The sequence below is a fragment of the Citrobacter sp. wls827 genome, from assembly GCF_005280875.1.
GTDB lineage: Bacteria > Pseudomonadota > Gammaproteobacteria > Enterobacterales > Enterobacteriaceae > Citrobacter > Citrobacter youngae.
This window is the reverse complement of record NZ_SZWR01000010.1, coordinates 110,765-123,170: the sequence shown is the minus strand read 5'-3', so window position 1 is coordinate 123,170 and position 12,406 is coordinate 110,765. Positions and strand designations below refer to the sequence as shown.

At 52.1% G+C, this 12,406-nt stretch carries 10 protein-coding genes and 1 pseudogene; 5 read left to right on the top strand and 6 right to left on the bottom strand.

Features of this window, described 5'->3' with window-relative positions:
• Positions 1-8: 8 nt before the first annotated feature.
• Together FDX03_RS03935 and FDX03_RS03930 are read right to left on the bottom strand one after the other, a co-directional pair.
• Positions 9-230 (bottom strand): annotated as a pseudogene (locus tag FDX03_RS03935) (hypothetical protein); the annotation flags it as partial.
• A gap of 206 nt (positions 231-436) precedes the next feature.
• On the bottom strand, positions 437-1,501 hold the full coding sequence (locus tag FDX03_RS03930) for an AI-2E family transporter (RefSeq protein WP_005121878.1): 1,065 nt from the start codon (positions 1,499-1,501) through the stop codon (positions 437-439).
• 226 nt (positions 1,502-1,727) lie between these two features.
• Here FDX03_RS03930 and bepA point away from each other — a divergent pair, with 226 nt between their 5' ends.
• Both bepA and arsC read left to right on the top strand, forming a co-directional pair.
• Complete coding sequence (gene bepA, locus FDX03_RS03925) at positions 1,728-3,191, top strand: beta-barrel assembly-enhancing protease (RefSeq protein WP_137345507.1); 1,464 nt, start codon at positions 1,728-1,730, stop codon at positions 3,189-3,191.
• A gap of 12 nt (positions 3,192-3,203) precedes the next feature.
• Positions 3,204-3,563 carry an arsenate reductase (glutaredoxin) gene (gene arsC, locus FDX03_RS03920; RefSeq protein WP_003037937.1) on the top strand — a complete coding sequence of 120 codons (360 nt, stop codon included), beginning with the start codon at positions 3,204-3,206 and terminating at the stop codon, positions 3,561-3,563.
• A 34-nt stretch (positions 3,564-3,597) separates the two neighbouring features.
• Here the strand turns inward: arsC and FDX03_RS03915 are convergent, their stop codons facing one another.
• The 4 genes from FDX03_RS03915 to FDX03_RS03900 form a co-directional block, all read right to left on the bottom strand.
• A complete protein-coding gene (locus FDX03_RS03915) occupies positions 3,598-4,299 on the bottom strand; it encodes a DnaA inactivator Hda (RefSeq protein WP_211924219.1) in 702 nt (233 codons plus the stop codon).
• A 95-nt stretch (positions 4,300-4,394) separates the two neighbouring features.
• Positions 4,395-5,684, bottom strand: coding sequence for a uracil permease (uraA, locus tag FDX03_RS03910; protein ID WP_003037932.1), 1,290 nt, complete (start codon positions 5,682-5,684; stop codon positions 4,395-4,397).
• A 96-nt stretch (positions 5,685-5,780) separates the two neighbouring features.
• Positions 5,781-6,407: a uracil phosphoribosyltransferase gene (gene upp, locus FDX03_RS03905; RefSeq protein WP_003037929.1), complete on the bottom strand. Its 627-nt coding sequence runs from the start codon at positions 6,405-6,407 to the stop codon at positions 5,781-5,783.
• A gap of 183 nt (positions 6,408-6,590) precedes the next feature.
• Entirely contained in the window at positions 6,591-8,021 is a 1,431-nt protein-coding gene (locus FDX03_RS03900) for a 6-phospho-beta-glucosidase (protein ID WP_115643104.1), read from the bottom strand.
• A gap of 420 nt (positions 8,022-8,441) precedes the next feature.
• On the opposite strand from FDX03_RS03900, the gene purM reads away from it, so the two are divergent.
• The 3 genes from purM to ppk1 all read left to right on the top strand — a co-directional run bounded on the left by purM (position 8,442) and on the right by ppk1 (position 12,398).
• A complete protein-coding gene (purM, locus tag FDX03_RS03895; RefSeq protein WP_003838485.1) occupies positions 8,442-9,479 on the top strand; it encodes a phosphoribosylformylglycinamidine cyclo-ligase in 1,038 nt (345 codons plus the stop codon).
• A complete protein-coding gene (gene purN / locus FDX03_RS03890; RefSeq protein ID WP_101741993.1) occupies positions 9,476-10,117 on the top strand; it encodes a phosphoribosylglycinamide formyltransferase in 642 nt (213 codons plus the stop codon). The genes purM and purN overlap by 4 nt, the downstream gene beginning before the upstream one ends.
• A gap of 214 nt (positions 10,118-10,331) precedes the next feature.
• Positions 10,332-12,398, top strand: a complete 2,067-nt coding sequence (gene ppk1, locus FDX03_RS03885; protein WP_101741994.1) for a polyphosphate kinase 1 — start codon at positions 10,332-10,334, stop codon at positions 12,396-12,398.
• Positions 12,399-12,406: the final 8 nt, after the last annotated feature.

The window sequence follows — 12,406 nt, the reverse complement described above, 5'->3', positions numbered from 1 at the left end:
CTTCCTTGTCAGGCAATTACCTGCATAACCCAAATAGAGAGCAGCGCATTAATGACGCATACCGCTATAATCTGCGGGTAGTAACGGGGATGGACCCCCGCAGTTCCCAGGCAGCGTCCCACATTTTGCACCGGATTGCCCATCAGGTAGATAGCCGGTAGCAATACAGTCGCATCATGTCCCGAAAGCGTACCAGCAACAACCAGACTGGCACAAACGCCGACGCCGCCCCATCCCACTTTTTGTTGCGCGTGTGTGTTGTGGCCCATTTAATTCTCCTGCTGGTCTTATTCCTTGCGTAACGAAAAAAACATCAGGAGGACCAAATTAAAGACAAACACGGAGAAAAACGATACCGGAGGAAATTACTCAGAAAGTGTGGATAGAAGTCAGATAAGTTCAGTTCCGACGGCGTTATGCCGTCGGAACTGACGGATTAGCGATCGTCAACCGTCTGACCATCCGGCCAGGCATGCACCACGGCTTTGATTAGCGTCGCCAGCGGAATGGCAAAGAAAACGCCCCAGAATCCCCACAGGCCGCCGAATATTACGACTGAGAGAATAATGACCAGCGGATGCAAATTTACGGCTTCGGAGAAGAGTACGGGAACCAGCAGATTGCCGTCCAACGCCTGGATTATCAGGTACACGGCGAAACAGCTCCAGAACTCGGTACCGAGACCGAACTGGAATAACGCCACACCAACAACCGGAATCGTCACCACAAACGCGCCGATATACGGGATCAGCACAGAGAACCCCACCAGCACCGCCAGCAGCAGAGAGTAGTTAAGGCCAAACATCAGGAAGCCCAGCCAGGTTGCAACACCGACCACCACCATCTCCAGTACTTTACCGCGGATATAGTTGGTGATTTGCTGGTTCATTTCTTTCCAGACCTGTCCTGCCAGTCCACGATTTCGCGGCAGCACCCGGCGCACAGCATTCAACATCTGGCTTTTATCCTTCACCAAAAAGAATACCATCAGTGGGACAAGCACCAGATAGACCGCCAGCGTCAGTAAACCAACCAGTGAAGCCAGCGAATATTTCACCACCGAATCACCCATGGTGAGCATCCGGGAACGCATATTTTCCGCCATCGCATCAATGATGCCCGCATCCATCAGCGCCGGATAACGTCGCGGTAAGGTGGCGGCAAAGTCAGACAACTTGTTGAGCATGCCAGGCATATCGCGTATCAGATAGATGCCTTGCTGCCATGCAACAGGCATTACCACAAACGCCATCAGCAGTAAAATACCGACAAACACCACCAGCACAATTGACGTCGCCCAGCGCCGCGAGCAACCGATATTTTCCAGCCGGGCGGTAGGCCACTCCAGCAGATAAGCCAGCACAATCGCGACCAGCAGCGGCGCCAACAGACCACTAAAGAAGAACAGGATGCCAAAACCGGCAACCAGAATAATCAGCAAGGCAATAGCCTCTGGGTCGCTAAAGCGGCGGCGATACCATTGCGTCAACATTTCGAGCATAAAACCTTCCCTGAACCTCAATAGCGGGATTGCGATCCCGAATTGTATCGAAATGTCACAAAAAAGACTTCGCTTTTTATGACTGATTACGCAAAGTGAAAAGACATTTTTCCTGGGTGTTCATCGTCAGGTTTCACAGTTACACTCCCTAAGCTTGCGGAGTGTGAACGATACTTCACAGCATTGGTCAAATGGCTATCTCAAAAAAGAATACAGGACAGAGGTTATGTTCAGGCAGTTGAAAAAAAACCTGGTTGCTACCCTCATTGCCGCACTGACCATCGGTCAGGTCGCGCCCGCATTTGCAGACACCGCGGACACCCTGCCTGATATGGGAACCTCGGCAGGGAGTACGCTTTCCATAGGACAGGAAATGCAGATGGGCGATTATTACGTACGCCAGTTGCGCGGCAGTGCGCCATTAATTAACGATCCACTGCTGACCCAATACATTAATTCTCTGGGTATGCGTCTGGTTTCGCACGCCGACTCGGTAAAAACGCCCTTCACCTTCTTTTTGATTAACAACGATGAAATCAACGCCTTTGCTTTCTTTGGCGGCAACGTTGTTTTGCACTCCGCGCTATTCCGCTATTCCGATAACGAAAGCCAGTTAGCATCGGTCATGGCGCACGAAATCTCCCACGTCACGCAGCGCCACCTGGCGCGCGCGATGGAAGATCAGAAACGCAGCGCACCGCTGACATGGGTTGGCGCATTAGGCTCGATTTTATTAGCAATGGCCAGCCCGCAGGCAGGGATGGCGGCGTTAACCGGTACGCTGGCGGGTACTCGCCAGGGGATGATTAGCTTTACGCAACAAAATGAACAGGAAGCAGACCGCATCGGTATTCAGGTACTGCAACGTTCGGGCTTTGATCCTCAGGCCATGCCAACGTTCCTCGAAAAACTGCTCGATCAGGCTCGTTACTCTTCGCGTCCGCCGGAAATTTTGCTGACTCACCCCCTGCCTGAAAGCCGCCTGTCGGATGCCCGTAACCGCGCCAACCAGATGCGTCCGGTGGTCGTCCAATCGTCGGAAGATTTTTATCTGGCCAAGGCGCGAACCTTAGGCATGTACAACTCGGGTCGCAACCAGTTAACCAGCGATCTACTGGATAACTGGTCGAAAGGCAACGTACGTGAACAACGTGCAGCCCAGTATGGCCGGGCATTGCAGGCGATGGAAGCCAGCAAATATGACGAAGCACGTAAAGCGCTACAGCCGCTGCTCGCGGCAGATCCAAATAATGCCTGGTATCTCGACCTGGCAACGGATATCGATCTCGGCCAGAAGAAAACCAGTGATGCCATTAACCGCCTGAAAAACGCCCGCGACCTGCGCACTAACCCGGTACTGCAGCTCAACCTGGCGAATGCGTATTTACAGGGTGGACAAGCCAAAGAGGCGGCGACCATCCTGAATCGCTATACGTTTAACCATAAGGACGACCCTAACGGCTGGGATTTGTTAGCGCAAACGGAAGCCAACCTGAATAACCGCGATCAGGAGCTGGCGGCGCGCGCAGAAGGGTATGCCCTCGCCGGACGTCTGGATCAGGCGATTTCAATGCTCAGCAGCGCAAGCTCTCAGGTGAAACTGGGCAGCCAGCAGCAGGCCAGATACGATGCCCGTATCGACCAGCTACGCCAGCTGCAAGAGCGCTTTAAACCGTACACCAAGATGTAACAGGAAAGAAAAATGTCAGACGCGATTAAAATCTACCATAACCCACGCTGCTCCAAGAGCCGTGAAACGCTGGAATTACTGAAGTCCAACGGCGTGGACCCGGAAGTGGTGCTGTATCTGGAAACCCCGGCTGACGCCGCGACTCTGCGTGAACTTCTGCAGATGCTGGGTATGTCCAGCGCGCGTGAGCTGATGCGCCAGAAAGAAGATCTCTATAAGTCGCTTAACCTGGCGGACAAAAACCTGAGTGAAGATGCGCTGATTCAGGCAATGGTAGAAAACCCGAAACTGATGGAGCGTCCAATTGTGGTTGCCAAAGGCCAGGCGCGAATTGGACGTCCGCCGGAGCAGGTACTGGAAATCGTCGGTTAATCTTAAGACTGCCGCAGTTTTCCGGCTGCGGCGCTTACAGCTTCAGAATTTCTTTTACGAAGGGGATCGTCAGCTTTCGCTGGGCGGTGATCGATGCGTGATCAAGCTGATCCAGCGTCATAAACAGCGTACGCATTTCCCGATCCAGACGCTTAAGCAGAAAACGTCCCACATCTTCCGGCAGTTCAAACCCACGTAGCCTGGCGCGTAATTGCAACGCCTGCAGTTTATCTTCATCGGAAAGCGGCTGTAGCTTATAGATTTGTCCCCAGTCCAGGCGCGAAGCGAGATCCGGCAATCCCAGATTTAGCTGTCTTGGCGGGCGATCGCCGGTGATTAGCAACCGTGTTTTCCCTGACTCCAGGATACGGTTGTAGAGATCGAAGATCGCCATTTCCCACAGCGAATCACCGGCCACACATTCGATGTTGTCGATGCAGACCAGCGATAAATGCTCCATCCCGTCGAGCACCTCGGGGACGAACCAGGTGCGTTTGTCGAGCGGCACATAGCCTACCGCATCGCCGCGCGCGGACAGTTCCGCACAGGCTGCATGCAGCAAATGGCTACGGCCAGCGCCTTCACGCGACCAAAGATAAATATACCCGCTATGTTCCTGCCGCAGCACGTTTTGCAGTGCAGCTAGTAAAGAGGAGTTATCCCCCGGCCAGAAACTTGCGAAAGTTTCGTCGTCAGGAAGATAAAGTGGCAAAGAGAGCTGTGCCGGTGTGTTCAGAGATACCTCAACCCAGGATTTCATAAAATCGCGTTGAGTTTAACACAGAAATGCGTCGCGATAGAACCGGGCAGCATCGCCGCCCGGTCAAAGGTTTACTGTTGCTCAGTGTCGGCATCTTTGGCGTCGAGCACCACTTCTTCCGGACGCAGCAGGCTGATAACTTTGAAAATCAGACTCAGACAGACACCCACAATGGTCGCCAGCGCCATGCCTTTCAGCTCAGCAGCACCGATGTGAACTTTCGCGCCGCTGACGCCGATGATCAAAATGACCGAGGTCAGGATCAGGTTCTGTGCTTTGTTGTAGTCAACTTTTGACTCGATCAGTACGCGAATACCGGAAGCGCCAATCACGCCGTACAGCAGCAGAGATACACCGCCCATGACCGGCAGTGGAATGATTTGGATCGCCGCAGCCAGTTTACCCACGCAGGAAAGCAGAATAGCGAAAATCGCCGCGCCGCCAATAACCCAGGTACTGTAAACGCGAGTAATCGCCATGACGCCGATGTTTTCGCCGTAGGTGGTGTTAGGCGTCGAACCGAAGAAGCCGGAGATCACCGTCGACAGGCCGTTAGCAAACATAGAACGGTGCAGGCCAGGATCGCGAATCAGATCTTTTTTCACGATATTCGCCGTTACCACCAGGTGGCCGACGTGTTCAGCAATAACCACCAGCGCCGCAGGCAGGATGGTCAGAATGGCAACCCATTCAAAACGCGGCGTGTAGAACGTCGGCAGAGCAAACCAGTGGGCCTGCGCAATCGGCGTGGTGTCCACAACGCCCATCACGAAGGAGAGCGCGTAACCGGCCAGCACCCCAATCAAAATCGGGATAATCGCCATAAAGCCACGGAACAGTACGGAACCAAATACCGTCACCGCCAGCGTCACCATTGAGATGATGATGGTTGTTGAGTCTGGCGCTTGTCCTTCCGCAGGCAGTAATCCCGCCATACCCGCAGCGACACCCGCCAGTTCCAGACCGATGACGGCAACGATTGCGCCCATCGCCGCAGGCGGGAACATTACATCCAGCCAGCCAGTACCGGCTTTCTTAACGATGAACGAAACCAGGCAGAACAGGATGCCACACATAATGAAACCGCCCAGCGCCACTTCATACCCTAGCGGTAGCAGCAGCAGAACCGGGGAAATGAACGCAAAGCTTGAACCGAGGTAAGCCGGAATTTTTCCTTTGCAAATAAAGAGATACAGTAACGTACCAATACCGTTAAACAGCAGAACGGTAGCTGGGTTGATATGAAACAGGACTGGCACCAGTACCGTTGCGCCAAACATGGCAAACAGGTGCTGCAAACTAAGCGGGATTGTCTGTAAAAGTGGCGGTCTTTCACTCACCCCGATAGCACGGCGCGTCATAGTGTTTTCCTCTGAGTGTTGTTTGTTATTAGCGATTGGGTTGTTTTATTCAAAAAAAAGCCGACTCTTAAAGTCGGCTTCTTTTCACTTATTCGTTTACTTGGTACCAAAAATCTTATCGCCGGCATCGCCGAGCCCCGGAATAATGTATCCGTGCTCGTTCAGTCCCTGATCGATGGAGGCGGTGTACAGCTCAACATCCGGGTGCGCTTTTTCCAGCGCCGCGATACCTTCCGGCGCCGCAACCAGCACCAGGACTTTAATGCTGCTGCAGCCTGCTTTTTTCAGCAGGTCGATGGTCGCGATAACGGAACCACCGGTTGCCAGCATCGGGTCAACGATCAGCGCCATACGCTCATCGATGTTAGAAACCAGCTTCTGGAAGTACGGAACCGGCTCCAGCGTCTCTTCATTACGGTACATCCCCACCACGCTGATACGCGCGCTCGGAACGTTTTCCAGTACGCCTTCCATCATGCCCAGGCCCGCACGCAGGATTGGCACAACGGTGATTTTTTTACCTTTGATTTGGTCAACTTCAACCGGACCGTTCCAGCCTTCGATGGTCACCTTTTCGGTTTCCAGACCAGCGGTTGCTTCATAAGTCAGCAGGCTGCCAACTTCCGAGGCGAGTTCACGAAAGCGTTTAGTGCTGATATCGTTTTCACGCATCAGTCCCAGCTTGTGTTTGACGAGTGGGTGTTTGACTTCCACGATCTTCATACTCTTCTCCTTTCCTCAGACGAGTGGCAACCACAAAAAAAATCGCCGGATTATACCGCTTTTCGTCTCTGGCGCAACACTGCATACGCTTGATATGGATCAACCAAAATCGTTTGCGTCCGGATGATGAGTATAAAACAAGCCCCGCTTTGAGTGCGGAGCTTATTATCAACATTATGAATTTTATAGATTTTCAGCATTGTTCTGGATGACGTTTCTATACCAGGAAAAAGATTTCTTCGGCGAGCGTGCTAATGTCCCACTCCCGTCATTATTTTTATCAACATAGATAAAGCCGTAGCGTTTTTTCATCTCCCCCGTCCCGGCTGAGACTAAATCAATACAGCCCCACGGGGTATAGCCCATCAGATCCACGCCATCTTCCACCACCGCTTTTTTCATTTCGCGGATATGTGCGGCCATATAGTCAATACGATAGGAATCATCCACCGAGCCGTCGGCCTGCTGCACGTCAATCGCACCAAAGCCGTTTTCTACAATAAACAGCGGCAACTGATAATGATCCCAGAACCAGTTCAGCGAATAGCGCAGGCCAACCGGATCAATCTGCCAGCCCCAGTCCGATTTCTGCACATACGGGTTGGAAACCAGGCTTTTCGACTCGTCGTAATCCAGCTGTGGGTTGTCCGCCGTTGCCTGGGTCGCGAAAGACATATAATAGCTAAAGCCGATGTAATCAACGCAGCCCTCGGTCAGCGCCTGACGGTCTTCCTCGGTGATATCCAGTTCAAAGCCACGACGGGTAAAGTAATTGAGAAGATGCTGCGGGTATTTGCCGCGTACATGGACGTCAGTAAACCAGTAACGCCGGTGCATAGCGTTCATCGCCATCATCATGTCGTTCGGCGCACAGGTCAGCGGATAAATTGGGCACATCGCAATCATGCAGCCAATTTGCAGCGTCGGGTTAATTTCACGCGCGACCTTTACCGCCAGCGCGCTGGCCACCAGCTCGTAGTGCGCAGCCTGAAACATGACCGGCTCGCGGTCTTCGCCGGACTGGTATTTCAGGCCAGAGTTTGTAAAGGGCGCAAAGTCTTCGTGATAATTTGCCTGATTGTTAATCTCATTAAACGTCATCCAGTACTTCACTTTGTGCTGGTAACGAGTGAAAACCACCCGGGCAAAACGGACAAAAAAGTCGATAAGCTTACGGTTGCGCCAGCCGCCGTATTCCGTCACCAGATGGTAGGGCATCTCGAAGTGCGACAACGTAATCACCGGCTCAATGCCATATTTCAGGCATTCGTCAAACAGGTCATCATAGAACTGCAGGCCAGCTTCATTAGGTTGCGCTTCATCACCTAAAGGGAAAATCCGCGTCCAGGCAATAGAAGTGCGAAAGCATTTAAACCCCATTTCGGCAAACAGCTTGATGTCGTCTTTATAGCGATGATAAAAATCGATGGCATCGTGGTTAGGGTAGTTTTTACCGGCAATCACACCGTCAGTAATTTCACGCGCCACGCCGTGCGCCCCCGCCGTCATGACATCAGCAACGCTTATGCCTTTACCGCCCTCCTGCCAGCCACCTTCCAGTTGATGAGCGGCGACAGCGCCACCCCACATGAAATCTGCTTTAAATCCTGACATCCCCTTCCCCTATCGTGATGAGTCTGCGCAAAACGCTCTATACCCGTCATACTTCAAGCTGCATGTGCGTTGGCTTTTCTCGCTCACTCCAGTCACGTACTTATGTACGCTCCTGGAGATTCGCTGCGTCGCCGCCTTCCTGCAACTCGAATTATTTAGGGTATAAATGAGCTCCGCAACAGAAAACAGAAACCGGTTTCAGTACGATACTGTGCATTCGGCTGGCAGGTTTCAAGCACAAGACTGTACCCGGTTTCATTTTCGTGGCACAGTTCAAACAAATAGATAAATGATTGTAAAATGCTGAAAAAACCAGCAGATAAAACTTGATGCAGAGCAGGCTCGCAAACGTTTGCTTTCCCTGTTAGAATTGCGCCGAATTTAACTTTTACTGCAAGTAAACATGTGGGGAAGCAGGCAGTGACCGATAAAACCTCTCTTAGCTACAAAGATGCCGGTGTTGATATTGATGCAGGTAATGCTCTGGTTGATCGAATCAAAGGCGTAGTAAAGAAAACGCGTCGTCCGGAAGTTATGGGTGGTCTGGGTGGCTTCGGTGCGCTGTGCGCATTGCCGCAAAAATATCGTGAACCGGTACTGGTTTCCGGCACTGATGGTGTTGGTACAAAACTGCGTCTGGCGATGGATCTGAAACGCCACGACACTATCGGCATTGACCTCGTCGCAATGTGCGTCAACGACCTCGTGGTTCAGGGCGCTGAGCCGCTGTTCTTCCTCGACTACTATGCAACCGGCAAACTGGATGTGGACACCGCAGCCAGCGTCATTAACGGGATTGCCGAAGGCTGCCTGCAGTCTGGCTGTGCGCTGGTCGGTGGGGAAACAGCTGAAATGCCGGGGATGTACCACGGCGAAGATTACGACGTGGCAGGTTTCTGCGTTGGCGTCGTCGAAAAATCAGAAATTATCGACGGTTCTAAAGTGGCTGACGGCGACGTACTGATTGCGCTCGGCTCCAGCGGTCCACACTCCAACGGTTACTCTCTGGTGCGTAAAATCGTTGAAGTCAGCGGTTGTGACCCGGAAACTACCGAGCTTGAAGGCAAGTCGCTGGCCGATCACTTGCTGGCTCCGACCCGCATTTACGTAAAATCCATTCTGGAACTGATCGAGAAGGTTGATGTGCATGCCATCGCGCACCTGACTGGCGGCGGCTTCTGGGAAAATATTCCTCGCGTTCTGCCAGACAACACGCAGGCCGTGATCGACGAGTCTTCATGGCAGTGGCCAGCCGTCTTCAACTGGCTGCAAACGGCAGGTAACGTCAGCCAGCATGAGATGTATCGCACCTTTAACTGCGGCGTAGGCATGGTTATCGCCCTGCCAGCTCCGGAAGTGGACAAAGCCCTGGCTTTGCTCAATGAGAAAGGTGAAAACGCATGGAAAATCGGTATCATCAAAGCTTCTGATTCCGAACAGCGTGTGGTCATTGAATGAAAAACATTGTGGTGCTCATTTCCGGTAACGGAAGCAATTTGCAGGCGATAATCGACGCCTGTGAACAGAAAAAAATCAATGGCACCATACGTGCAGTATTCAGTAACAAGGCCGATGCGTTCGGCCTTGAACGCGCACGCGAAGCGAATATTCCAGCGTACTCGCTGGAAGCCGCCCAGTTTGCCAGTCGCGAAGCCTTCGACCGCCAACTGATGCAAGAAATTGACGCCTGGGCGCCGGATGTCGTGGTGCTGGCCGGTTATATGCGCATCCTCAGCCCGGCGTTTGTCGCGCACTATTCTGAACGATTGCTGAATATCCACCCGTCTTTATTGCCAAAATATCCCGGCCTGCATACGCACCGCCAGGTACTGGAAAACGGCGATGAAGAGCATGGTACCTCCGTCCACTTCGTCACTGATGAACTGGACGGCGGACCGGTTATTCTCCAGGCCAAGGTTCCGGTATTTGAAGGCGACAGCGAAGATGACGTCACGGCGCGGGTTCAGGCCCAGGAACATACCATTTACCCGTTGGTGGTAAGCTGGTTTACCGATGGCCGTCTGAAGATGCGTGATAACGCTGCATGGCTGGATGGCGTTCGTCTGCCGCCACAAGGCTACGCCGCCGACGAATAATAAAATCCAACCTGTAAACCGGATCTCACCCTCCGGTCTACAGGCATAAATACCTTTTCCGGTTAACATCTCCGGTATTCATCTACGCTCCCCCTTTCTCTTTGCTATCAGACGGTTTATTGTCATATTTTTCTGGCACAGTTGGACATCTGAGAGCAATGCTCGCCATAATTAACCGGTAGTGTCCCGTGAATGAAACGGAGTAAAAGTGGTAATGGGTCAGGAAAAGCTATACATCGAGAAAGAACTCAGCTGGTTAGCGTTCAACGAACGCGTACTCCAGGAAGCTGCTGATAAGTCAAACCCGTTGATCGAACGGATGCGTTTCTTAGGCATCTATTCCAACAACCTCGACGAATTTTACAAGGTGCGTTTTGCCGAACTGAAGCGCCGAATCATTATTAGCGAAGAACAGGGTTCAAACTCTCACTCCCGCCATCTGTTAGGCAAAATCCAGGCTCGGGTATTAAAAGCCGATCAGGAATTTGACGGCCTGTACAACGAGCTGCTGCTGGAGATGGCGCGCAACCAGATTTTCCTCATCAACGAACGTCAGCTATCAGCCAATCAACAGAGCTGGTTACGCCACTACTTCAAGCAATATCTGCGTCAGCACATTACGCCGATCCTGATTAACCGCGAGACGGATTTAGTCCAGTTTCTGAAAGATGACTACACCTATCTGGCGGTGGAAATTATCCGCGGCGATACAATCCGCTACGCGTTGCTGGAAATCCCTTCTGACAAGGTTCCCCGTTTTGTGAATCTGCCGCCGGAAACCCCGCGTCGCCGCAAACCGATGATCCTGCTGGACAACATCTTACGTTACTGCCTTGACGACATTTTCAAAGGTTTCTTTGATTACGATGCGCTGAACGCCTATTCGATGAAAATGACCCGTGATGCCGAATACGATTTGGTGCACGAGATGGAATCGAGCCTGATGGAACTGATGTCATCCAGCCTGAAACAGCGTCTGACCGCAGAGCCTGTACGTTTTGTTTATCAGCGCGATATGCCCAATGCGCTGGTTGAAGTACTGCGTGAAAAGCTGACGATCTCTCGCTACGACTCCATTGTCCCCGGCGGGCGTTATCATAACTTCAAAGACTTTATTAACTTTCCCAACGTTGGCAAAGCTAACCTGGTGAACAAACCCCTGCCGCGTCTGCGCCATATCTGGTTCGATAAAGAGAAGTTTCGTAACGGCTTTGATGCCGTACGTGAACGCGATGTGTTGCTTTATTATCCGTATCACACCTTTGAACACGTTCTTGAACTGCTGCGCCAGGCCTCATTCGACCCGAGTGTGCTGGCGATAAAAATCAACATTTACCGTGTGGCAAAAGATTCGCGCATCATCGACTCGATGATCCATGCTGCGCATAACGGTAAAAAAGTGACCGTGGTGGTGGAACTGCAGGCGCGCTTTGATGAAGAAGCCAACATTCATTGGGCCAAGCGTTTGACCGAAGCGGGCGTTCACGTCATCTTCTCCGCACCAGGACTGAAAATTCACGCCAAGTTGTTCCTGATTTCGCGTAAAGAAGGCGATGACGTCGTGCGCTATGCACATATCGGCACCGGGAACTTCAACGAAAAAACAGCGCGTCTGTATACCGACTACTCGTTGCTGACCGCCGATTCACGCATTACCAACGAAGTCCGTCGGGTGTTTAACTTCATCGAAAACCCGTATCGCCCGGTAACGTTCGATTATCTGCTGGTCTCCCCGCAGAACTCACGGCGCCTGCTGTACAGCATGATCGACAAAGAGATCGCTAATGCACAGCAAGGGTTGCCTTCTGGCATTACCCTGAAGCTGAATAATCTGGTCGATAAAGGGCTGGTTGACCGCCTGTATGCGGCTTCATGTTCAGGTGTCCCCGTTAATTTATTGATCCGCGGTATGTGCTCACTGATCCCGAATCTGGAAGGCATCAGTGACAATATTCGCGTCATCAGCATTGTTGACCGCTATCTCGAACATGACCGGGTCTATATCTTCGAGAACGGGGGCGATAAGCAGGTGTATCTCTCCTCTGCTGACTGGATGACCAGGAACATCGATTATCGAATTGAAGTTGCCACACCGCTTCTTGACCCACGCCTTAAGCAGCGCGTGCTGGATATTATCGATATCCTGTTCAGCGACACGGTGAAAGCCCGCTTTATTGATAAAGAACTGAGTAATCGCTACGTACCGCGCGGAAACCGCCGTAAGGTTCAGTCACAATTAGCGATTTACGACTACATCAAATCACTCGAGCAACCTGACTAACTCTATGC